We start from the raw sequence: 21588 nt of genomic DNA, 5'->3' as shown, positions 1-21588 counted from the left end.
CTGTCAAGCTATACAGGTTCCATGCCGCTCCTCAGATCGGGCCTGGCGCCCGCACCAGAACGTCGGCGGGACCGCTGATGGCCAATGTCAGCCGCCTTCTCGTCGTCGAAGACGATGTCGACCTCCGCGACACGCTCATCGAGCAGCTCGGACCCTCGAGCGAGTTCGAGGTCGTGGCATGCGGCACCGTCCGGGAAGCCCGCGAGGCGCTCGCCAAAGGGCGCACCGACCTCATCATCATGGATGTCGGCCTGCCGGACATGGATGGTCGGGAGGCCGTGAAGCTGATCCGGCAGGAAGGATTTCGCGGGCCGGTCGTCATGCTGACCGCGCAGACGAGCGATACGGATGTCGTGATGGGCCTTGATGCCGGCGCGAACGACTATGTGGCCAAGCCCTTCAAATTCGCCGTGCTGCTCGCCCGGATCAGGGCCCAGTTGCGGGCGCACGAAGCCTCCGAGGACGCCGTCTTCGCGATCGGCCCCTACACATTCCGGCCTGGGGCGAAGATCCTGGTCAGCGAACGCGGGTCGAAGCTCAAGTTGACCGAGAAGGAAACGGCCATCCTCCGCTTCCTCTACCGCGCGGGCCAGAAGACCGTCAGCCGTGATGTCCTGCTCCAGGAGGTGTGGGGCTACAACGCGGCGGTGACGACGCACACGCTCGAGACCCACGTCTACCGTCTCCGGCAGAAGATCGAATCCAATCCCTCGGCTGCCCGCATCCTCGTGACCGAGCCGGGTGGCTACAAGCTGATGCCCTGAGGCGAGGCGCCCGGCTTGGCCCTCGACGATACGATCGCGATCCTCTCCCATGCGCCCGTCATTGGTCATCTGGAGCGAGACGCCCTCCGCCTGGTCGCCTTCTCGGCGGAGACCCGCCGGCTTCGTCAGAACGAGATCCTGTTCAGGCAAGGGGATCGGTCGGATGGTGGCTACGTCGTTCTGTCGGGTGAGATCGCGGTCACGCGCGCAGGGTCGGACGAGGTGACGCTGGCTGGGCCGGGTTCACTGGTCGGACAGGTTGCACTCTTCGTCCGGATGGTCAGGCCGGCCGCGGCGGTTGCTCGTCAGCCGACCAGCGTCCTCCGCATCTCGCCGACGCTGATGCGACGCCTGCTGGAGGAATTTCCGTCGGCCGCGAGCGAGGTCCGCGATGCGCTCGCCCGCGACCTTGACGAACTCACCGAGGGCCTCGGACGAGTGCGCCGCATGCTGCTTGACATCGACCAGCATTAGTCGGGCGCTTTACAGGACCAACGAGGCCGTGACCGGGGCATGGTCGGAGGGGCGGAGCCAGCCGCGGGCGGCGCCATGCACGTCGACGGAACGAAGCGCGCCGGCGAGGTCTTGGGATGTCCAGACATGGTCGAGCCGGCGTCCCTTGTTGGCCGCCGCCCAATCCGGCGAGCGATAGCTCCACCATGTGTAGATCTTGGTCGGCTCGGGCGTGAGATGCCGCGCCCCGTCGGTGAAGCCGCTCTCGACCCGCATCATTTCGAGGGCCTCGGTCTCGACCGGCGTGTGGCTCACCACCGAAAGGAGCTGGCGATGCGACCAGACGTCGTGCTCGAGCGGGGCCACGTTGAGGTCGCCGACCAGGATGGTGGGCCGCTGTTCTCTCGCGGCACCCCAGCGCCGCATCTCGGCCAGGAAGCGGAGCTTGTGGTCGAATTTCGGATTGAGAGCCCGGTCGGGAACATCGCCGCCGGCCGGCACATAGAAATTGTGGATCGCTACCCCGGCCGCCGCGCCGGCCTCTGGCCCCAGGACGACCGAGAGGTGGCGGGCATCGTCGCGCTCGCACCAGCTCCGCGGCTCGACGGAGGCGAACGGAAAGCGGGACAGGATCGCGACGCCGTTATAGCCCTTCTGGCCGACCTGCACGACGTGAGGGTAGCCAAAGCCCTGCAACGAACTCAGCGGAAAGCAGTCGCCCGGACATTTCGTTTCCTGCAGGCAGAGGACGTCCGGCCCGATCTCGTCCAGCGCCCGGCCCACCTGCTCGAGGCGAAAACGGACGGAGTTGATGTTCCAGGTCGTGACCTTGAGATGCACGGTGTCGGTCGAGCTCGCGTCAGTCGACCACCGGCCGCATGTATTGCAGCATGAAGATCTTCGGATCGAGCGGCTTGTTCTTCTCGATTCCGGAGAGCGCGACCGTGGTCGTATAACCCTGCGGATCGACCACGCGCCAGCGCCTCAGCGTGGTCAGGTCGGCGTCGAAGGACAGCGTGATCCGTGACGTGCCGCCGAGCGTGGAGCTGTCCTCGATCGTGACCTGGACGCCGTTGCCCTCGCGGCCGACCGACCGGATCCGCGATTCCCGCGCGAGATCGATGCGCGAGCTGAGCAGGAACTTCAGCGGCGTCTGGGACACGGGATAGGGATCGGAGGTGTTGAGCTTGCGGTCTCGGACGAGCACGGTGGAACCGTCCGACACGATCTCCATGGTGGAGGGCTTGTTGTATTCGAAGCGAAGCTTGCCGGGGCGTTGCACATAGACGGTGCCGGTCAGCTGACGCCCTTCCCCGCCCGTTTGCGTGAAGGTGGCGCTCATCGACTGTACGCCATTCAGGGCGACATTCGCGCGATCCACGATCTCGCGCTCGTTCAGCGCAGCACGCTCGGTCCGGGCCGGTGCAATCTCGAGCGGATCGCCGGCGGATTGCGCCCGCGCCGTCACGCTCATCAGGCTGCACGCCGCCACAAGCGCCGTGGCGCCAACGATCCGCATCATGCTCGCGTCTCTCCCGGCCCTGCCGCTAATCGTCGTCGCGCATCGGGGCCGCAGAGCCCGCGATGAGGATCTCGCGCTTGCCGGCGTGATTGGCCGGACCGACGATACCCTCGTTTTCCATGCGCTCCATGATGGAGGCGGCTCGGTTGTAGCCGATTCCGAGCCTGCGCTGGATATAGGAGGTCGAGGCCTTCTTGTCGCGGAGCACGACCGCCACGGCCTGGTCGTAAGGATCCTGGCCCTCCTCGCCGAATGCGGCCGACATCGCCCCCTTGTCGAAGACCGGGCCACCCTCTTCCGACCCGCCGGCGCCGGCGGGCTCCTCGTCCGAGGTGACGCTGTCCAGATATTGCGGCCGGCCCTGCGCCTTCAGATGCGCCACGACCTTCTCGACCTCGGTGTCGGACACGAAGGGCCCGTGTACGCGCGTGATCCGGCCTCCGCCCATCATGTAGAGCATGTCGCCCTGACCGAGCAGCTGTTCGGCGCCCATTTCGCCCAGGATGGTGCGGGAATCGATCTTGGAGGTGACCTGGAAGGAGATCCGGGTCGGGAAGTTCGCCTTGATCGTGCCCGTGATGACGTCGACCGAGGGCCGCTGCGTCGCCATGATGAGGTGGATGCCGGCGGCACGGGCCATCTGGGCGAGCCGCTGGATGGCGCCCTCGATATCCTTGCCGGCGACCATCATCAGGTCGGCCATCTCGTCGACGATGACGACGATATAGGGGATTTGCTCGAGATCCATAATCTCGTCTTCGTAGATCGCCTCGCCGGTCTCGCGGTCGAAGCCGGTCTGGACGGTCCGGGTGATGACCTCGTGGCGCTCCTTCGCCTCGAGGACGCGCGCGTTGAAGCCGTCGATGTTGCGGACGCCGAGCTTCGACATCTTCTTGTAGCGTTCCTCCATCTCGCGCACGGCCCATTTCAGGGCGATCACGGCCTTCTTGGGGTCCGTGACCACGGGCGAGAGGAGATGCGGGATGCCGTCATAGACCGACAGCTCGAGCATCTTGGGGTCGACCATGATGAGCCGGCAATGCTCGGGCTTGTGCATGTAGAGCAGCGACAGGATCATCGTGTTGATGGCGACCGACTTGCCGGAGCCGGTCGTGCCCGCGACCAGGAGGTGGGGCATGCGGGCGAGGTCGGCGATGATCGGCTCTCCGCCGATATTCTTGCCGAGGCAGAGGGCGAGCTTCTGCTTCGTGCCGACGAAATCCTGGCTCGCCAGGAGCTCGCGCAGGAACACCGTCTCGCGCTTCTGGTTCGGCAGTTCGATGCCGATCGCGTTCCGGCCCGGCACCACGGCGACGCGGGCGGACACGGCCGACATCGAGCGGGCGATGTCGTCCGCGAGACCGATGACGCGGCTCGACTTCGTGCCGGGCGCCGGCTCGAGCTCGTACAGCGTGACCACCGGACCCGGCCGCACGTTGATGATCTCGCCCCGGACACCAAAGTCCTCCAGCGTCGATTCGAGCAAGGTGGCATTCTGCTCGAGCGCGTCCTTCGATACCGTCGCGACCTGCTTCTTCGGCTCTGCGAGAAGGGCCAGGGGCGGCAATTCGTATTCCCCCGCCGTCGACGAGCGCCCGGCCGCATCGGCACCGGGCCTGGGCCGGATCGGGGCAGCTGCGGGCAAAATCCGCGCGGCGGCCGGTGGCTGGACCGCGACCGACGGAGCTTTTCGGGACGGGACGGGAGCGAGAACCGGAGCCTCGGGGAAGCCGTCGTCGTCGTCCTCTTCACCGAGGTCGGGCTGATAGGGGACTGGACCGACCTCCCGCAGGTCCGACGGGTCGCGCGCCGCCGCACGCGTGGGTCGGTTCGGGACCGACTCAGGCACCATGTCGAACTCCTCCGGCTCGTCCTCATCCTCCGGCGGGAGGGGCTGAACCGGGATCCTTGTCGGGATCGAAGGCGCTGCGGCCGGCCCTGGTGCGAAGACCGGCTCGCGCCGGACGACGGTCGCGTTGGTCCGGTCGCCGGACGCTTGCGCGCGGGCGACCACCGGCGCGTCGAATTCGGACTGCCCAAGCCGGGCCACGCGCCGCTTCAACGCGGCCTTGGTGCTCATGATCCCATGCACGAGCCCTCCGAGCCAGATGATGGCCCAGCTCGGCTCGTCGTCCCGGGCGGGCTCGTCACGATCGAATCGCCGCGCCTGGGCGGGTTCGAGCTCGCTCAGCGACCGCGCGTCGGGTTTGCCGAACCCGCACGCGGCCACGAGCGCCAGCGCTCCGAGGCCCGCGAAGACGAGGCCGGCAAAGGCCGAACCGGTCGAACCGGCAAGGCCGCCGACGGTGCGGGCCGCACCCAGGAGCGCGTCGCCCGCGACCCCGCCGAGGCCTGTCGGCAGGGGCCAGCGGCTTGTCGTGGGAAGCGCGCTGGCGGCAGCCGCGGCGGACCACACGCCGGCAGCCCAGAAGGCGAGGCGCATCCCGACCCGGGACAACCGGCCCTGTCGCATGAGCCGGATACCCCAGACCGCGGGCGCGAGGAGGAGCGGCGCGGCGCCGAGGCCGAAGATCTGGATGAGGAGATCGGCCGAGATCGCGCCGTAGGTCCCGAGGAGGTTCCTGACGGGCGCCGAGGTCGCGTGGTTCAGGCTCGGGTCTCTCACCGACCAGCTCGCAAGAGCGACCGCGATGGCGCCCGACCCGGCCACGAGGGCGAGGCCGGACCCTTCGACGACCCGCCGTCGCAGGAAGCCGACCAGGAAGTCGGATGCGCGCTCGAGAGGCGATTCGTGGCGGCGATACGTGTGCATGTCGGGGACCGCGGCGGCGTGGTGCTCGCCAGACCCTAGAAGCCGGCCAGTTAAGGCAGCGCTAACCCTGCCGGCCCAAGCGCCAGAACCGGCCTGGTTTGAGGCCGCGATCCAAGTCTCAGACGGCCTCGGCCCGCAGCGATCTCCGCCCCAAGCTGGCGGTTGCGTTTGACACGAAGGCTGTGCCCCGCCCGAGTTCGAGAGGAAGGCGCGGCAACACGGCTTCGATCTCGTCGGCTGCGAGATCGCGGCCGATGACGACGAGGAAAGATCCGCCCGCGGGCGGAACGCCGCCGAAGGCGCGCGGCTGGGAGAACACGGTGCCGACGCTCTGCACCAGCAGCGGGCGATCACTCTCCGCGACCTGGATGAGGCCTTTCAGCCGGAGCAGCCGGTCGCCGAGCGCGCCCGCGAGATTGTCCAGCCACTCCGCCAGGTCATCGTAGCGGATGGCGGCCGACTGCCGGAGCAGAAAGGTCGTCATCCGTGGGTGAGGGCCGGCTGCCCGTCCCGGTTGGGCATGCGGGTCGGGCCAAAGCGAAAGCGCGCCTGGCAGGGGCGGGGCGAAAGCTGCGCGGGATGCGGCACTCCGATAGCGCAGCGCGACCACCTCGGCCAACGGGTTCACCAGTGCCACCTCGCTGGCCGCCTCGGCGAGTCTCGCTTCAGGCATCGTGTCGAGCTTGGTGACCACGATGCGGTGGGCGCCGGCCCATTGCGCGGCGGCCTCCTCGAAGGTTTGCGTCTCCGGACCTCGCGCGGCATCGAAGGTCGCGACCACGCTGAGGCGCATCCTGTGGGAGGCGAGAGGCGCGATCTGCCGCAGGACGGGCCCTGGTTTCGACAGGCCGCTCGTTTCGAGCACGATCCGGCGCAGCGGCCGTGCGGAATCCGGCCGCGGCGCCGCGAGCAGGGACTCCACGGTCAGCGTGAGGTCGGTTCCGACCTGGCAGCAGACGCAACCATTCGCCAGCATGGTCATGGCGACGTCGCCGCCGGCCTCGCGAAGAAGGGCGCCGTCGAGCCCGATCTCGCCGACCTCGTTCACGATGATCGCCGTCTCGCCAGCCTCGTCGGTGCCGAGAAATTCGCGCAGCAGCGTCGTCTTGCCCGAGCCCAGGAAACCGGTGAGGACGACGAAGTCGATTCCGGCCTGGGTCACCCCGCGGCGGCTCGCGCGTCGTCGGCACGGCTCGGGCCGGGCGCGGCGTCGACAGGCCGGTCCTCATCGGCCTCGTCCCAGCTCGACCTGACGAGGTCACGCACGTCGGCCAGGAGCTCCGCGGTGTCGTAGATGATGCCGTCCTTGATGGTGAGCTTCAGGCCCCGGTGCCATTCCGGCCGGTTGGTCGCCTCGTCGAGCCGCAGGGCGCCCGTGCCGTAGAGGAGCTTGAAGTCGGTCAGGGGATTGTGGTCGTGAACGAGAAGGTCGGCCCGTTTGCCCACCTCGACGGATCCGATCTCGTCCTCGAGGCCGCAGAGGGCGGCACCCTGGGAGGTCGCGGCTCGCAGCACCTCGATCGGGTTGAAGCCGGCCTCCTGAAGAAGCTCCAGCTCCCGAACGAAGCCGAAACCGAAGATCTGGAAGATGAAGCCCGAATCCGACCCGGTGCAGACGCGTCCGCCGCGATTCTTGTATTCGTTGATGAAGGTCATCCAGAGCCGGTAATTCTCCTTCCATTCGACCTCGTTCTGGGTTGACCAGCGATACCAATACGAGCCGTGCCCGCCGCGCTGAGGCTGGAAATAGTTCCACATCGACTTCCAGGTATAATCCTTGTGCCAATCGGCCTGGCGGGCCCGCATCAGGTCCCGATTGGCGTCGTAGATCGTGAAGGTCGGCACGAAGGTGAAGCCGAGTTCGAGGAAGGCATCCATCACCTCCTTCCATTTCGCGCTGCCCGGCTTCGCCGCCTGTCCGAACATCTGCCCGGCAACCGAGAAGCGGAAATACTCGTCCGACTGGTCGTAATCGGCCGGGAATCTCTGCACGACCTGGTCCTCGTAGAGGGCCTCGGGCAATCCGTAATAATGCTCGGCGCTGGTCAGCCCCCAGCGCGCGGTGGTCAGGGCGTTCATCCGGGTTACGGCCATCTGGTCGTGATGGCAGCCGGACCGGAGCCCGACCTTGCGGCATTCGTCGAGCGCGGCCTCCATGATCGCAGGCGGCGCGCCGAAGAATTTCACGCCGTCCGCGCCCCGCTCCGCCAGCGCCCGGATCCAGGCTCGGCCCTCTTCGGGAGAGTGGATCGTCTTCAGCCTGTCGTTCACGGCCGGGAAATAGGCATAGGCGATGAGGCGCGGAGCCGCGATCCGGTTCTCGGCCGAGAGCGCCTTCTGGTCCAGCATCCAGCCGAGCCCGTTGAACGAGCCCATTTCGCGGACGGTCGTGACCCCGTGCGCCAGCCAGAGCTTGTAGACATAGTCGACCGGCGGAACCCAGCCATTGGCCGCGTGGTAGGCGACACCCGCATGGGCATGGCAATCGACGAAGCCGGGCGTGACCCACTTGCCCTGGCAATCGATCTCGTGGTCGCCGGCCTCCGGGCGCAGCTTGTCCTTGATGGTGGAGATCGAGGATCCGACCTTCTTCATCAGCGTGATGCGGCCCTCCTCGACCACGATGTCGATCGGGCCGATCGGAGGGGCGCCGGTGCCGTCGATCACGGTCGCGCCCCGCAGCACCAGGCGCCGATACGGTCCCTCGCCGCGGTCGCGCGTCGTCGCCGCCGCGACCGGCGGCTGTCCGGCCTTGGCGCGTTCGAGGGTGAGTTCCTCGCCGACGAGGATGTCGGTGTCTGCCATGAAAGGTCTCCTCAGGCCGGCCGGCGTGCGCGCCGCGCCAGGAGCGCGCTGCCGAGAATGGTGAGCGTCAGGGTTGCGATCAGCAGGATGAAGGCGAGCGCGGCGCCGAAGGGCCAGTTCGATCCCTTCGAGAACTGGTCGTAGACGGCTGGCGCCATCATCTTGAATTGCGATCCGCCGAGGAGGACGGCGGTCGCGAAGGTGTTCATGCACAGGATGAAGACGAGGGTGGAGCCGGCCGCCACGCCCGGTAGGGCCAGCGGCCACACGATGCGCCGGAACACGGTCAGGTTCGGCGCCCCGAGATTGGCGGCCGCCTCCTCGACGGCCCGCGGAATGCCCTCGATCACGGAGGCGAGCGTCAGCACCATGTAGGGCAGCACGACGGCGATCGTGCCGATGACGACCGCACCGGGCGTATAGAGGATCTTCACCGGCCCGCTCGTCAGCCCGACGGCCTGGAGGCCGACATTGACGAAGCCCTCGTTGCCCAAGAGCCCGACCCACCCGGCGACCCGCACGACGTTGCCGACGAGGAGCGGCACGAGGGTCAGCACGGTGACGAGGCTCTTCCACCGGCTCTGCATCCGGGCGATCCAATACCCGGCCGGAAAGCCGAGGAGGAGCGTCAGCGCCGTGCACGTGAAGGCCATGACGAGCGTGGTCGCCATGACGTTGCGGTAATACGGATCGGCGGCGGCCCGGACGTAATTCTCGAGCGTCAGCGCCTCCACCATCATCTGCGCTGGATCGTAATGGTTCAGCGAGATGCGGCCGAGATAGAGCATCGGGCCGACAAGGAGCGCGGCGACCAGCAATCCAGCGGGAAAGACGAGGGCGGCGGCGGGCATCAGCGGCACCATCGTTGTCTTCTCCCCGTCGTGACGGGGAGAAGAGTGAGCGCGGTGCGGCTCAGGCCTTGAACTCCTTCGACCAGAAATCGAGAAGCGGCCCGCGCTCTTGCTGCATATAGGCGTAATCGAGCGGCCGGAGCTTCGCCTGCTGGGCCTCGGTCAGGCTGATCTCCCGGGCGAGATCGGCCGGAAGCTTCGCGTCCTTGACGGTCGGCACGTAGCCCATCTTGTCTGCGAACGCGACCTGGGCCGTGGGATCGAGCATGGCGTTCAGGTATTTCCAGGCGGCGTCTTTCGCCCGCGAATTCCTCGGTACGGCGGCCTCGAACAGGATCGGGATGGCACCCTCTTCGGGCACGGACCAGGCGATCGGAATGCCGCCCTTCTTCCACATGAAGCCGCGGGCGAGCCACATCGTGGTGATCCAGACCTCCTCCGATTTCAGCCCCGCCGCCAGCGCCTCGTTCGAGGGATAGACCTTCGGGTCGCGGGACTTGAGCTCCTTCAGAAGCTTGTTGCCAGCCGTGAAATCGTTCGCCTTGCCGCCGGCCGCGATATTCGCGCCGGCCATGTTGAAGTTGTAGAGGATGTCCGAGAACCCGACCCTGCCCTTGTATTTCGGGTCGAACAGGTCGGCGTAGGATTTCGGCGGCGTCGTGATCTTGGTCGGATTGTAGAGGACCACCATCGCCGAATAGATATGCGGGATGGAATGGGGCTTGCGGAATACCGGCAGCACGGCCGAGAGGCGCGGCACGTCCTTCTCCGGGACGGTTTCCAGGATGTCGGCCTGGCTCAGCGTGTAGGAATCGACGTCGTTGATGCAGGCCACGTCCATGCTGGAGCGGCGCGATCCCTTCTCGGCGATGAGCTTGGTGCGGCGCGGATCGTTGTTGGCGATGTCCTGTGCGACCTCGATCCCGAGCGGCTTCACGAGCGGCTGGTCGATTTGCGACTGCAGCAGCGACCCGTAATCCCCGCCCCAGGTCCCGACGACGACCTGAGAGGATTGTGCCCCGGCGGGACTGCGCGATCCGGCGAGTGCGAGGGCGGCGGCGCTGCCGGTGAGCGCGGTGCGACGGCTGATCGTCATCCTGTTCTCCTCTGTGATTATTCTTCGCTCGCGAGCAGGCGGGCCGCGGCGGGTTCCCAATGGAGCGCCGCCCGGTCGCCGGATGCAAGCCGTCTTAACCCGTCACCCTCGGGTGGGGTCGGCCGGATGGCCAGGATGTCGGTGCCGCCGAGATCGACATGATATTCGGTCTGCGCGCCCAGATAGGTCACCGACGTCACCGTCCCTACGAGGCCGTCCTCGCGCTCGGGACGCGAGATCGCGACGCGTTCGGGCCGGAGCGCGAGAAGCCGCTGCGTCGCCGGGTTCGCTGCGCCGTCATGCCCGCACGGGATCACGGTTCCGGTCTCGAGCCGGAACCGGCCCGGCGCCTCTTCGGTGCCGGCGAGAACGTTGCAGCGGCCGACGAAGCCGGCCACGAAGGCGTTGGCCGGCCGCTCGTACAGGTCCTCGGCCGTGCCGACCTGCTGCACGCGTCCATGCGCCAGGACGACGAGCCGGTCGGACATGGCGAGGGCTTCGTCCTGGTCGTGGGTGACGAACAGGGTCGTGAGGCCGAGCCGCTGCTGCAAAGCCCGGATCTCGAGCCGGACCTCGGCCCGAAGCTTCGCGTCGAGATTCGACAGCGGCTCGTCGAGGAGGAAGACCGCCGGCTTCACCACGAGCGCCCGGGCGAGGGCGACCCTCTGCTGCTGCCCGCCGGAAAGCTCGCGCGGAAAACGCTCCGCCAGATGGTCGAGTCGGACGAGCCGGAGCGCCTCCCGCACCCGCTCGTCGCGCTCCGCGCGACCCACCTTCCGCATCTCGAGCCCGAAGCCGACATTCTGGGCGACGCTCATATGCGGGAAGAGCGCGTAGGACTGGAACACCATGCCGGTGTCGCGGGCATAGGGCGGCGCCCGGGTCACGTCGCGGCCGGCGATGACGACGCGCCCGGCGGAGGGCTCGATGAAGCCCGCCACCATCCGGAGCGTCGTCGTCTTGCCGCATCCCGACGGTCCGAGGAGGGACACGAACTCGCCCTCCGCGACGTCGAGATCGACATGCTCGACCGCGGTCGACGCGCCGTAGCGCTTCATCAGGCCCTCGAGCTTCAGCGTGCCCATCAGACGACCCGGGAGAGTTTCACGAAGCGATCCGTGATCAGCATCATGGCCGCGATGATCGTGATCTGGACCGCCGCGACGGCCGCCAGCGTCGGGTCCATCCGGAATTCGAGATAGCTCAGCATGGCGACCGGAAGAGTGGTGCGGCCGGGGCCGACGAGGAGGAGGTTCAATTCGAGATTCTCGAAACTGGACACGAAGGAGAACAGGGTCGCGGCGACGATGCCGGGCCGCATCATCGGCAGGGTGACGCGGCGAAACACGGTCCCGGGCCGAGCGCCGAGATTGGCCGCCGCCTCCTCGGCCGAGCGGTCGAGGCCAGCGAGGCTCGCGCCGACGAGCCGCACCGTCCACGGGATGGTCAGGAGCACATTCGCGGCGACGAGGCCGCCGAGCGTCCCCTTGATGTCAATGTCGAGGACGTTCTCGGCCGAGACGTAGAACAGGTAGAGGGCCGACCCGGCCACGATCGCCGGCACCGCAAGCGGCGCCAGCAGGAAGGTGTTCAGCGCCTCCCGGCCCCAGAACCGTCCGCGGGCGATGCCGAGCGCGGCCAAGGTGCCGAAGGGCACGCCGATCAGCGTCGCCATGGCGGCGATCTGGCAGGAGGTCACGAAGCCGCGCGCGAAATCGCGCTGCAGCCAGGCATTGGCGTACCATTTCAGCGTCAGCCCGGGCGGCGGCACGCTGACGATTTCCTGGTCGAAGACCGAGACGATCATCACCGTCACGATCGGCGCGAAGATGATCGCGTAGGCGACCACCAGCAGCAGCCGAAAGGTCAGCCGTCCGAGCCCGGCTGGCCAGGACGGCGCGGCGACACGGGCCGGGATCGTGGCCGGTATGGCGAGGGATGAGCTCATCGGTGTCCGTTATCGGATCGCGCGGCCCTCGGAGCAAGATGGGGACCACCTGCCGTAAACGGGGTGGCGAGGAGGCGTTCGGCCGTCGCGACGAGGGGCAGGCACGCGCCGTCCATCCCGTGTCCCGGGTCGGTCATCACGGATGGTTCAAAGACCAGGCGAGGGGACGCGGGAGTCCGGTCAACCCGTTTTAGCTAGAGAGGAGGGCCGTCCGGCCTCCCGCGCACGGCGATTTCAGTCCGGGCTCCCTGGGCTTCGCGACCGCCCCGCGTCGCGTGCGCCACCTCGATGGGACCGAAAGTGCCCGGGCCTCCTCAGCTTGTCCGACTATAGTCCGCGACCATCGAATGCAGGCGTGCGGCGATCCCACCACCCACGCAGTAATCATAGTCCTGCGTCTCCTCGTTCCATGTGAGATCAACGATGCCGTTACGATCGCATTCCATTCCTTCGCTGGGCTTGGTGAGCCAGTAATGCCAACAATTGCTGACCAGGAAGCGGCAGACGAACGACAGCTTGATTCCGTGCCGCTTCACATCCGGAAGCCACGATGCTAGAAGCTCGTCCTCCTTCTTACGGTTGATGTCTCGGCCCGGTGCCGGATACGGATGCTCCGGAGAGGGATTCAGGTAACCCTCTTCCTCGATCCACCAATCGTCCGGCGGCATATACTCTGGACTTCCCCATTCGAACATCGCGAATATCGGGTCAATACCTCGTGTGATCTGAAACATGTGCCGCCATTGCACGAGAGCTTCAGTCAGAGATCGTCCCTTGTTCGCGAAACCGTAAAAATTGATCCCCAGCACGTCGAATTGTAGCTGCAGCGCCGCGACGGTGAACTTCGGCGCATTGAGACAAATGGCTTCGCAGGCGACGACGGGAACCCCGAGGGAGCGAGCTACGGCCGCTCCGGCATTGAATGTGTCAACCAAGTGGTAGAGCACCCGCTCTTCTGCAGCGTGGTCGCCCTCGCGATGTGGTTCCCAAATTCCTCGGACAAACCGGTTGAAGGCTTCGCCGCCAACTTCCACGATCGGGATGATGCCCGCCGTGAGGTGTTCACGATAGCGCTCTATGTAGAGCCTAGTATAATGGGCAAACTGCTCGGGTAGTGCCTTGTTCTCGAGTGCATGCTCGCCTGAGGGGCCGCGCATCCAGCCGCTTTCCCAGTCGTAGCTCATATGCGCTAACATGGGAATGATGATAAGCCCAAGTTCCTTGGCGTAAGCAAACTCCTCATCGAGCTGCGCCCAGTCGAAATCATCGCGGTCGAGCCAAACACGGTTCCACGGAATACCGCCTCTGATGTACTGAAATCCCGTTTCCTTGGCGACCGTGAAGACCTCACGCCAGCGGTCTGTCGATCGATTGCGATGCCCGTGATCAACAAGTGCGCCATGCACCATGGGACAGGGGCGCTCAAGGATCCCGACTGCCCGTAACTGGCCATCCGTGTAGATATTCATTGAGTGATCCAAAAATGATGATGTCGCTTCAGGCAAGAACACGGACCGCAGGCCGCGGCGACCTGGCGCGGTTCGTGGCCGGCTCGATCCGGTTCCGAAGCGCGTAGATCACCGTGAGTCGGAAGTCGCCCCACGGATCTACGCAGGACAATGAGGTGATTGTGGCGGTTTGCCGTTTCGGCTTCACTTCGAGGCATCGGCAATCTTGCGATTGCCTGACGTCCGCTCTCCACCACCCGTCTCGGACACGAGCGCCCTTCCCTGAGTGTCGGTTTTTTCGGCGGCAGGAAAGATACCTGCCCATCCCAAAGCCGCCATGCGTGCGTCATCGGGCGTCGGAGGGCAGTTGAGCGCAGTGCGGGGCCGCGAGATGCGGCCGCGCGCCCATGGTCGGCTATTTCGCCGCTTGCTCTCAGGGGTTCGCTCACGTTCAATCCAGCATGCCGAGATGGCGCCGTCCTTTCCTCCTGTCGGCCGAGGAATTCCGTCATGAGACGTGAAAGTCCGAGCTGTGCAACACCGGCGGGGCGCAGAGCGATGGCGCTCGATGCGACCCGTCGATCCGCCCGCACGGGCATCGTCGGCGCGGCGCTCGGCACCGCGATAGTCCCGTTCCCGGCCGAGGCACACGTGAAGTGGTTCGCGCCCTACATCGTCGGCGCTCCGCCGGCACCTCTGTCCGCGACGCTCACGAACTCCTGGTTCTGGACGGGGCTCGTGCTCGTGCTGGTCTTCTTCCTCGCCACGCGGGTGGTCGAACGCTCACCCGCGGGCGAGACTATCCTGTCCGGCCTCGACCGCCTCACCGACCCGCTCTGGCAGCGCCTGGACGATTTCGTCAGGGTGGTGATCGGCGCCTTCTTCGTCGCGATCTTCGCCGTCGGCGGCGTCTATCTCACCGCGGATTTGAAGACCCCGGCCGAGTGGGTCTCGTGGGCCCAGCTCCTCATCGCGGCGGGGGTGTTCTCCCGCAAGACGATGCCGCTCTCGGCCGCCGGGATCATCGGGCTGTGGCTCGTCGCGCTGCGCGACTACGACCTCTTCCACCTGCTCGATTACCTGGCCCTCGGGGTGGCTGTGGCCGGCTACCTGGTGCTCGAGACGTCGCGCGATCCCGAGTGGCGCAAGCACCGCTTCGAAATGCTCCGCTGGGGAGTCGCGATCGCGCTGATGTGGTCGAGCCTGGAAAAATTCGCCTATCCGGACTGGTTCTACCCGCTCGTCGTGGAAAAGCCCTTCCTGACCTTCGGCATGCCCCGGGACGTGTTCATCCCCATGGCCGGCGTCGCGGAATTCACGATGGGCTTCGGCCTGATCTGGACCCCGCTCGTCCGCAGGCTGTCGGCCCTCGCCCTGTTCGTCATCTTCAACGCCGCGGTCTACCCCTTCGGACGCATCGACATGATCGGCCACGCGCTGATCATGGCGATCATCGTCGCCATCGCGGCCGATCACACCCGGCAGGTTCATTTCCTGCCGGCCGTGAAGCGCTCGCTGGCCGGCGTGCCGGCCGGGGTCGCCGCCGCCCTCGTGCTGCTGGCGGGCAGCTATTGGGGCCTGCACATCGCGTTCTACGGCCCCGAAGGCCGCATCGGCCAGCCCACCGCCGAGATCGCCACGCACTCGCACAGCCCCGAACACCCCCACGGCCCGCGAGCCCCCGGCGGGATCGGGGCCCCTCCGGATCGTGCCCCTTCGCATTCGACCCATTCGGGCGGTGCAGCGGTCCCTGGGGCTGCCACCGCCGCTTTCACGGAAGCCATGGACCGGATGCACAAGCCGATGATGGAGGGCATCCTGGACCCTGATCCGGATGTGGCCTTCGTGAGGGGAATGATCCCGCACCATCAAGGCGCGATCGACATGGCGCGGATCGAGCTCAGATACGGGTCGGATGCCCACAACCGGGAGCTCGCGCAGGCGATCATCGACAGCCAGACCCGGGAGATCGCGCATATGCGGGAGTGGCTACGGCAACGGGGAGGGCGGGCCCCTTGATCTGCTTCGAATCTGCTACGCCGTTGTGAGAAGGCGGACCGACGGGAGCGCTCGAACATGCCGCGATCAAGGGCATTGGCGAAACGGTCGGCGACGGTCGCGATCTCGTCTTCGACGGCCCGGACCCCCTCCCGATGACCGAAGGAGGCCGGATTGAGATGGCGACATGCCCGGGTGGCCTTTCTACCTGCCTTTGGGCCGACTATGTGATGTGACATGCTCACGCGGCTCTCATCTCATGAACCGGACGCGCTCGGGCGCGGGGCGTACGGTGCTGCCGAGAGCCTCCGTCTTCTGAACTTCAGCCGCGACGCGGCCCGCGTCGACCGTAGGATCTCGCGCCAGACGCTCTCCCGCTGGCTCCGGGGCTACGACTTTCGGGCCGGGGATGAGGTCGGGCATTCCGATCCGCTGTGGCTGCCGGACTACGCCAACGACGACGACCTTCTCGAGCTGAGCTTTCGCGACTTGATCGAGCTGCGCTTCGTGAAGGCGTTTCGCGATCTTGGCCTCGCCTTGCCAACCATCCGGGAATGTCTCCGGCGGGCGGTAGAGGAGGTTGGTGACGAGCGCCCATTCTCGACGCGGCGCTTCCGGACGGATGGAAAAACCATCTTTCTCGACATCACCCGCGACGTGCGCGAGGGCGAGCTGGTCGATCTCAGGCGACGCCAGGGTGTCTTCCGATCCGTGGTCGAGCCGAGCCTGCGCGACCTCGAGTTCGATGCCGACGTTGTGGCGCGGTGGTTTCCGCTCGGGACCGGGCAGCGGTCGATCGTGGTCGACCCGACGCGCGCCTTCGGTCGGCCCGTTGCGGCCGAGTCCGGCGTTCCGACCGAGGTTCTGGCGCATGCCATGACGGTGGAAGGTTCGCCGGAGAGGGTGGCGAGACTTTACGAGGTGTCGGCGAAAGTTGTTCGCGATGCCATTCAGTTCGAGCGGGCCCTGGCGGCTTGAGGCTGCTACTCGACCACAACATCAGTCCGCGCATCGCGCGAGCGCTCGCCGCTCTGTTCTCAGGCCATCATGAGGTCGTCGCCCTCCGGGAGCGCTTCCACCCACGCGCCACCGATGTAGAGTGGATCACGGCTCTCGACCGAGACGGGGGCTGGGCAGTGCTGACCCAAGACCTCCGGCTCAGGACGCGGCCGCACGAGCGGCTGGCGATGGACCGAGCCCGCATTGTCTTCTTCTTCATGGACGGAGCTTGGCGGAAGTTCGACGTCGCGGAGACGGCGGCGCGGCTGATTCGGCTCGTCCCGAAGATGTCGGCCCAGGTCGAACTCACCGAGCGGGGCCGGTTCCACCTGCCGATCAATGCGGGATCGAAGCTTCGGCCGCATCGGGATTGATCGAAGTTCAGAGTGGCATGACTACTTTCGCGTCCAAGGGCTCTTCAGCGTCGGTCAAGCTCGACAAGGAAGAGGATCACAGCAGCTGTTTGATGGAGCTGAAGTGCAGCAAGCTCCCTTGGAACCGTTCGGGGGCTAACTCCAGCCCCATGTCCCCCCTGCTTATTCCGCACTGTCGGGGTTGAGCTTTCAAGAAGGCCTTTGAGGTGATTTAGAGAAGCTGACGAATATGTGGCTAGAAAGCCTGCATTGACCGCAGCTTGAATTAGCTTGCTTGCTGGATCGGAATCGTTGATCGGCCAACGGCGAGCAGTCCCAATTACCTTCAGTACGCTCTCGAACGCCTTTCCGCAGTCGACCAGAGAGTCCTCAAGCTCCCCATGCCTGAATGCATGGTGGGCTGAACGATACTCCTGCTCTGCAGCTTGGAACCGCGGATTCGCAAGCAGCGTCAGGGCCGGAACCACGACCTCTCGATGAAGATGGAAGGAATCCGCGCGAACGATTTCACCTGAAACGTATTGATACCCGAGCGCCGCCTCCTGCATTCGGGCGTTGAACTCTTGGATCGTGTCGTCCGGTGCAGCCTCCGTCTCAGAGTACGTGTTAGGATGGGCCTTCACAACACGATCCACCACCTTAAGAGAGAGTTCTACCGCATCGAGCCAATCGTCCGTCGTATTTACCTCTTCCAACCATTTGAACAGCTCTGCTTCGGGATGCCGCGCGTGACCTACGAGTTGATGAACACCTACATCTCGCCTGACCTGTTTAACAATGAAATCGTACAGAGGTCCTGAAGCGGTGTTCCCGAAGCTATCGTAGTATGGCCCTAGGCCGTCCTTGATGATCTGGACGACTTGAATCCTAACCTTCTTCGATATGATGCTGTACTCGTAAACATCAACGGCCGATGTTTCCGCTTGACGTTTGCGTCGAGAGTAGGTGAGGGGAAGCACAATTAGCTCCGTAACGCTTTCACGATTCGGCCGAGGTCGCCAATTACATCACCGCTCCGATCTGCCAAGGCACGAACTCCGCGTCCCCATACCCCAAATCCTCGCTCTTCGTGTGCTCCCCTGACGCCACGGCCAGGATGCGTGCAAAAATCTCCCGGCCTTTGTCCTCCAGCGACACGCCCGCGAGGATGTCGCCGCAATCGATGTCCATGTCGCCCTCCATGCTCCGATAGACGTCGGAATTGGTCGCGAGCTTGATCGAGGGGGCGGGTTTGGCGCCGAAGGCGGAGCCGCGGCCGGTGGTGAAGCAGATGAGGTTTGCGCCGCCCGCGACCTGGCCGGTCGCCGCGACCGGGTCGTAGCCGGGCGTGTCCATGTAGACGAAGCCGCGTTCGGTCACGAGCTCGGCATATTCGTAGACGGCCCGCAGCGTCGAGCGGCCGCCCTTGGCGGCGGCCCCGAGCGACTTCTCGAGGATGGTCGTGAGGCCGCCGGCCTTGTTGCCCGGGGACGGGTTGTTGTTCATCTCGCCGCCGTTCTTGGCGCAATAGTCCTCCCACCAGCGGATGCGGCTGACGAGCTTTTCGCCGATGGCGACCGAGGCGGCCCGGCGGGTGAGGAGGTGCTCGGCACCGTAGATCTCGGGCGTTTCCGACAGGATCGAGGTGCCGCCGTTCCGGACCAGGATGTCCGACGCGACGCCCAGGGCCGGGTTGGCCGTGAGTGCCGAATAGCCGTCCGACCCGCCGCATTGCAGCGCGAGGACGAGTTCCGAGGCGGGCCGGGTCTCGCGCTGCGCGGCGGCCGCGAGCGGCAGCATGTCGAGGATCGCGGCCTGGATCGCCGCGACGGTCTTCTTCGTGCCGCCGGTCTCCTGGATGGTAAGGGTCCGGAAGGTGTCGGTCTCGGCGAGCCCGTATTCCTTCTTCATCCGGCCGATCTGGAAGACCTCGCAGCCGAGCCCGACCATGACGATGCCGGCGAAGTTCGGATGGCTGGCATAGCCCCACTGCGTCCGGCGGAGCACGTCGAAGCCCTCGCCCGAAGCGGCGTGGCCGCAGCCTGTGCCGTGCACGATGGCGACGATCCCGTCGATGCCGGGATAGTCCGCTAGCACGCCCGAACGCTCGACCGCGAGCGCGGCGAAGCGCGCGACCGAGGCCGAGCAATTCACCGAGGTCAGGATGCCGATATAGTTGCGGGTTCCGGTCCGGCCCGAGCCGCGCCGAAAACCCTGGAAGGTGGCGCGGTCGGCCTCGGTCAGGAGGTCGTCGTCGCGCGCATCCTCGGCGAAGCGATAGTCGCGGTCGAATTCGTGCAGGCCGACATTATGCTCGTGCACCCAGTCGCCCGGCGCGACATGGGCGGTGGCGAAGCCGATGATCTGGCCGAGCTTGACGACCGGCTCGCCGATCCGGATCGGCAGGAGCGCCATCTTGTGGCCCTTCGGGATGCGGGCCCGCGCCGTGATGGCTTGCGCGAGTTCGCCCGGCCTGACCACGTCGAGCGCCACCGCGACGTTGTCGCCGGCCCCGAGCCGGAGGGTGCGGGGCGCCACGGTCGCGGTGGAAGCTTGACCGTCCATCGGATTTCATCCTGTCTTGTGGCTCATCTAGAGCCCTCGCCCCACCGAAGAGCAAGCCTCCGATGTCGTCCCCCGTCCCCGCGCCTGCCCCGCCGTCCGGACTGCATTACTGGGACGCCTATTGGGACCACCGTCCGGCGGAATGCCCCTGCGACCAGGATTTCGTGCTCTGGCTGGACGAGATGGCGGTCCGGGATGCCGCGATCTTCCATTTCGGCACCGGCGGCCACCATCATGTCGGCATCGAATGCGCCCGGCCGGACCGGCGCAATGCCGTGCTCGGCATCACGGCGGCGCCGAAGGAACTCGACACCTTCGTCGAGCTCGCGATCGCCCGGCCCGACGTGCTCCGGCATTACAACGTCCTCTTCGGCGACATCTACCTCTTGAATTCGCGCCTCCTGCCGGTGTTCGACGTGGTCACCCTGTTCCATCTCTGCGAATTCCGGGGCGAGAAGAACGATGCCTACGGCGGGATGACCGATCTCGACCTCACGCGCCTGCTGACGGACCATGTCCGGCCGGGCGGCCACATCCTGTTCTTTCCGGGCTCCTACGCCTGGGCTCGCGCGAATGACAGCGCCAAGGACGTGGTGGCGGCCTGGGAGGAAGGGGCCGGGGTCGAGCGCGTCGGCCTTTCCCGGTCGCTGCTCGTCTACCGAAAGGCCGCCTGAGGACGGTTCTTTGCGAAAACCGTGATGTCGCGCTGCAACCTTGACCGTATCGGCGCGTTCTCCCGCCAGATCAGTCAGGAAACACGTCATGGGCATACTCTGGACCATCATCATCGGCTTCCTCGCCGGCATCGTCGCCAAGTTCATCATGCCGGGGCCGAACGAGCCGCAGGGCTTCATCCTGACGACGATCCTGGGCATTGTGGGCGCCTTCGTGGCCACCTATCTCGGCCAGGCACTCGGCTGGTACCGGCCGAATGACGGGGCCGGGTTCATCGGCGCCGTGGTCGGCGCGATCATCGTCCTGTTCATCTACTCGATGATCGCCGGTCGTCGCCGCACGATCTGAGTGGAGCCTACGAGGTCCCGGCGCGAGCGCCGGGACCTCCAGCCGTAGGAGACAGAAAAGCCGGCCCGAAGGCCGGCTTTTTGCTGCGTCGATGAGCGGCTACGCGCCGGGGTGGGCGACGCCGTCGGCATCGTCGCCCTGGATCATGGCCTTGGCGGTGCAATGGCCGGTCGCGCCCCGGATCGCGAGGGCGGACCCGGCCAGGAGGACGACGAGGCTCAGGATCTTGTTCGGCCGGGGCTTCGCGGCCAGGGCCGCGAGCGCGAGCCCGCCCACGACCGAAAGCGTCCGCTCCGTCATGGACAGGTTGGTCTCGCCCGAGAAGAGGTGCTGCGCCTCTTCGACGATGGCATTCGACATGATGTTCGGCTCCAGGTGGAGGCGATCCCCTCCGCGTCCTGCCTGAAACGGGGTTGGGGCTCCGCCGTTCCCCGGCCCTGTCGGGCGAACGTCGGTTACGGAGGGCGCGAGGTGTCGCGGCCCCTCGCAGACCCGGAGAGTCTCCACCCATGCGGGCGGCGCTTCGCGCCTCCTCGCCTCTCCCACATGGGGAGAGGGTCGAGCGGCGATGGCGGCCCAACGAAAAAGGGGCGAACCTTTCGGTCCGCCCCCTGTCTCGTCGCAATGGCTGAAGACAGCCGGCTTACTCGCCGGCGTCGACCGGCTCGCTGCGGTTCGAGGCCGGCTCGCCCTCGCCCGGGAAGCCGTCGCGGGCCGGGCGCTCGGCGCGCTCCTCGCGGGGACGGTCCTCGCGGGGTCCGCGGTCGCGGAAGCCGCCGCGTTCGCGGCCACGCCCGCCGCCGCGATCGTCGCGGTCACGACGGGGCGGACGATCGCCGCGCTCCTCGCGCTCCTCGGGTTCGCCGCGCTCGGCGCGCTCGGCCTTGATCTTCTCCGAGATGTCCTCGCCCGTCTCCTGGTCGACGACCTTCATCGAGAGGCGGATCTTGCCGCGCTCGTCGGCGCCCAGGAACTTCACCTTGACCTTGT

Annotated in this window: 21 protein-coding genes; 7 read left to right on the top strand and 14 right to left on the bottom strand. The window is 66.4% G+C overall.

Annotated features, from left to right (window positions below):
• Positions 1 to 77: 77 nt before the first annotated feature.
• Positions 78 to 764, top strand: coding sequence for a response regulator transcription factor (locus tag ACFE87_RS17320; protein WP_375460899.1), 687 nt, complete (start codon positions 78 to 80; stop codon positions 762 to 764).
• Between the two features lie 15 nt (positions 765 to 779).
• Positions 780 to 1238, top strand: coding sequence for a Crp/Fnr family transcriptional regulator (locus ACFE87_RS17315; RefSeq protein WP_375460898.1), 459 nt, complete (start codon positions 780 to 782; stop codon positions 1236 to 1238).
• A 9-nt stretch (positions 1239 to 1247) separates the two neighbouring features.
• On the opposite strand, the gene ACFE87_RS17310 is transcribed toward ACFE87_RS17315, so the two are convergent.
• From ACFE87_RS17310 to ACFE87_RS17265, 10 genes are all read right to left on the bottom strand, one after another.
• Positions 1248 to 2057, bottom strand: coding sequence for an exodeoxyribonuclease III (locus ACFE87_RS17310; protein WP_375460897.1), 810 nt, complete (start codon positions 2055 to 2057; stop codon positions 1248 to 1250).
• Positions 2058 to 2076: 19 nt separating this feature from the next.
• Positions 2077 to 2739, bottom strand: a complete 663-nt coding sequence (locus ACFE87_RS17305; RefSeq protein WP_375460896.1) for an outer membrane lipoprotein carrier protein LolA — start codon at positions 2737 to 2739, stop codon at positions 2077 to 2079.
• Between the two features lie 25 nt (positions 2740 to 2764).
• A complete protein-coding gene (locus ACFE87_RS17300; RefSeq protein ID WP_375460895.1) occupies positions 2765 to 5512 on the bottom strand; it encodes a DNA translocase FtsK in 2748 nt (915 codons plus the stop codon).
• Between the two features lie 118 nt (positions 5513 to 5630).
• Positions 5631 to 6674 (bottom strand): CobW family GTP-binding protein, encoded by a 1044-nt coding sequence (locus tag ACFE87_RS17295; RefSeq protein WP_375460894.1) that lies wholly within the window; start codon positions 6672 to 6674, stop codon positions 5631 to 5633.
• Positions 6671 to 8317: an amidohydrolase family protein gene (locus ACFE87_RS17290; RefSeq protein WP_375460893.1), complete on the bottom strand. Its 1647-nt coding sequence runs from the start codon at positions 8315 to 8317 to the stop codon at positions 6671 to 6673. Before ACFE87_RS17290 ends, ACFE87_RS17295 begins: the two co-directional genes overlap by 4 nt.
• A gap of 11 nt (positions 8318 to 8328) precedes the next feature.
• Complete coding sequence (locus ACFE87_RS17285) at positions 8329 to 9180, bottom strand: ABC transporter permease (RefSeq protein WP_375460892.1); 852 nt, start codon at positions 9178 to 9180, stop codon at positions 8329 to 8331.
• A 49-nt stretch (positions 9181 to 9229) separates the two neighbouring features.
• Positions 9230 to 10264 (bottom strand): extracellular solute-binding protein, encoded by a 1035-nt coding sequence (locus ACFE87_RS17280; RefSeq protein WP_375460891.1) that lies wholly within the window; start codon positions 10262 to 10264, stop codon positions 9230 to 9232.
• Between the two features lie 17 nt (positions 10265 to 10281).
• Positions 10282 to 11349 carry an ABC transporter ATP-binding protein gene (locus ACFE87_RS17275; protein WP_375460890.1) on the bottom strand — a complete coding sequence of 356 codons (1068 nt, stop codon included), beginning with the start codon at positions 11347 to 11349 and terminating at the stop codon, positions 10282 to 10284.
• Positions 11349 to 12212, bottom strand: a complete 864-nt coding sequence (locus ACFE87_RS17270) for an ABC transporter permease (protein ID WP_375460889.1) — start codon at positions 12210 to 12212, stop codon at positions 11349 to 11351. Before ACFE87_RS17270 ends, ACFE87_RS17275 begins: the two co-directional genes overlap by 1 nt.
• 314 nt (positions 12213 to 12526) lie before the next feature.
• Positions 12527 to 13681: a hypothetical protein gene (locus ACFE87_RS17265; protein ID WP_375460888.1), complete on the bottom strand. Its 1155-nt coding sequence runs from the start codon at positions 13679 to 13681 to the stop codon at positions 12527 to 12529.
• 537 nt (positions 13682 to 14218) lie between these two features.
• Between ACFE87_RS17265 and ACFE87_RS17260 the strand changes: the two genes are divergently transcribed.
• The 3 genes from ACFE87_RS17260 to ACFE87_RS17250 all read left to right on the top strand — a co-directional run bounded on the left by ACFE87_RS17260 (position 14219) and on the right by ACFE87_RS17250 (position 17031).
• On the top strand, positions 14219 to 15679 hold the full coding sequence (locus ACFE87_RS17260) for a DUF305 domain-containing protein (protein ID WP_375460887.1): 1461 nt from the start codon (positions 14219 to 14221) through the stop codon (positions 15677 to 15679).
• Positions 15680 to 15895: 216 nt separating this feature from the next.
• The gene (locus ACFE87_RS17255) at positions 15896 to 16636 is read left to right on the top strand and encodes a hypothetical protein (RefSeq protein ID WP_375460886.1); all 741 of its coding nucleotides are present in this window, start codon (positions 15896 to 15898) and stop codon (positions 16634 to 16636) included.
• Positions 16633 to 17031 (top strand): hypothetical protein, encoded by a 399-nt coding sequence (locus tag ACFE87_RS17250; protein WP_375460885.1) that lies wholly within the window; start codon positions 16633 to 16635, stop codon positions 17029 to 17031. Before ACFE87_RS17255 ends, ACFE87_RS17250 begins: the two co-directional genes overlap by 4 nt.
• Before the next feature lie 44 nt (positions 17032 to 17075).
• Here the strand turns inward: ACFE87_RS17250 and ACFE87_RS17245 are convergent, their stop codons facing one another.
• Complete coding sequence (locus ACFE87_RS17245) at positions 17076 to 17990, bottom strand: STM4504/CBY_0614 family protein (RefSeq protein WP_375460884.1); 915 nt, start codon at positions 17988 to 17990, stop codon at positions 17076 to 17078.
• 43 nt (positions 17991 to 18033) lie between these two features.
• Positions 18034 to 19575, bottom strand: a complete 1542-nt coding sequence (locus tag ACFE87_RS17240; RefSeq protein WP_375460883.1) for a UxaA family hydrolase — start codon at positions 19573 to 19575, stop codon at positions 18034 to 18036.
• Between the two features lie 62 nt (positions 19576 to 19637).
• Here ACFE87_RS17240 and ACFE87_RS17235 point away from each other — a divergent pair, with 62 nt between their 5' ends.
• The gene (locus ACFE87_RS17235; protein WP_375460882.1) at positions 19638 to 20249 is read left to right on the top strand and encodes a hypothetical protein; all 612 of its coding nucleotides are present in this window, start codon (positions 19638 to 19640) and stop codon (positions 20247 to 20249) included.
• An 88-nt stretch (positions 20250 to 20337) separates the two neighbouring features.
• Positions 20338 to 20598: a GlsB/YeaQ/YmgE family stress response membrane protein gene (locus tag ACFE87_RS17230; protein WP_375460881.1), complete on the top strand. Its 261-nt coding sequence runs from the start codon at positions 20338 to 20340 to the stop codon at positions 20596 to 20598.
• Positions 20599 to 20697: 99 nt separating this feature from the next.
• Here ACFE87_RS17230 and ACFE87_RS17225 read toward each other — a convergent pair whose 3' ends face one another.
• Both ACFE87_RS17225 and ACFE87_RS17220 read right to left on the bottom strand, forming a co-directional pair.
• A complete protein-coding gene (locus ACFE87_RS17225; protein WP_375460880.1) occupies positions 20698 to 20958 on the bottom strand; it encodes a YgaP-like transmembrane domain in 261 nt (86 codons plus the stop codon).
• 283 nt (positions 20959 to 21241) lie between these two features.
• A partial coding sequence (locus ACFE87_RS17220) for a hypothetical protein (RefSeq protein ID WP_375460928.1) occupies positions 21242 to 21588 on the bottom strand: 347 nt, incomplete at its 5' end.

Origin of the sequence: uncultured Enterovirga sp. (assembly GCF_964242715.1) — a bacterium.
GTDB lineage: Bacteria > Pseudomonadota > Alphaproteobacteria > Rhizobiales > Beijerinckiaceae > Enterovirga.
The sequence above is the reverse complement of the archived record's forward strand: the minus strand, read 5'-3'. Positions and strand labels throughout refer to the sequence as shown.

What these genes read in the sequence shown, in the direction of transcription:
- ACFE87_RS17270 (WP_375460889.1), bottom strand. Translation starts at nt 12,212, where the DNA reads ATGAGCTCATCCCTCGCCATACCGGCCACGATCCCGGCCCGTGTCGCC.
- ACFE87_RS17230 (WP_375460881.1), top strand. Translation starts at nt 20,338, where the DNA reads ATGGGCATACTCTGGACCATCATCATCGGCTTCCTCGCCGGCATCGTC.
- ACFE87_RS17235 (WP_375460882.1), top strand. Translation starts at nt 19,638, where the DNA reads ATGTCGTCCCCCGTCCCCGCGCCTGCCCCGCCGTCCGGACTGCATTAC.
- ACFE87_RS17275 (WP_375460890.1), bottom strand. Translation starts at nt 11,349, where the DNA reads ATGGGCACGCTGAAGCTCGAGGGCCTGATGAAGCGCTACGGCGCGTCG.
- ACFE87_RS17265 (WP_375460888.1), bottom strand. Translation starts at nt 13,681, where the DNA reads ATGAATATCTACACGGATGGCCAGTTACGGGCAGTCGGGATCCTTGAG.
- ACFE87_RS17255 (WP_375460886.1), top strand. Translation starts at nt 15,896, where the DNA reads ATGCTCACGCGGCTCTCATCTCATGAACCGGACGCGCTCGGGCGCGGG.
- ACFE87_RS17285 (WP_375460892.1), bottom strand. Translation starts at nt 9,180, where the DNA reads ATGGTGCCGCTGATGCCCGCCGCCGCCCTCGTCTTTCCCGCTGGATTG.
- ACFE87_RS17300 (WP_375460895.1), bottom strand. Translation starts at nt 5,512, where the DNA reads ATGCACACGTATCGCCGCCACGAATCGCCTCTCGAGCGCGCATCCGAC.
- ACFE87_RS17290 (WP_375460893.1), bottom strand. Translation starts at nt 8,317, where the DNA reads ATGGCAGACACCGACATCCTCGTCGGCGAGGAACTCACCCTCGAACGC.
- ACFE87_RS17305 (WP_375460896.1), bottom strand. Translation starts at nt 2,739, where the DNA reads ATGATGCGGATCGTTGGCGCCACGGCGCTTGTGGCGGCGTGCAGCCTG.
- ACFE87_RS17260 (WP_375460887.1), top strand. Translation starts at nt 14,219, where the DNA reads ATGGCGCTCGATGCGACCCGTCGATCCGCCCGCACGGGCATCGTCGGC.
- ACFE87_RS17280 (WP_375460891.1), bottom strand. Translation starts at nt 10,264, where the DNA reads ATGACGATCAGCCGTCGCACCGCGCTCACCGGCAGCGCCGCCGCCCTC.
- ACFE87_RS17240 (WP_375460883.1), bottom strand. Translation starts at nt 19,575, where the DNA reads ATGGACGGTCAAGCTTCCACCGCGACCGTGGCGCCCCGCACCCTCCGG.
- ACFE87_RS17225 (WP_375460880.1), bottom strand. Translation starts at nt 20,958, where the DNA reads ATGTCGAATGCCATCGTCGAAGAGGCGCAGCACCTCTTCTCGGGCGAG.
- ACFE87_RS17320 (WP_375460899.1), top strand. Translation starts at nt 78, where the DNA reads ATGGCCAATGTCAGCCGCCTTCTCGTCGTCGAAGACGATGTCGACCTC.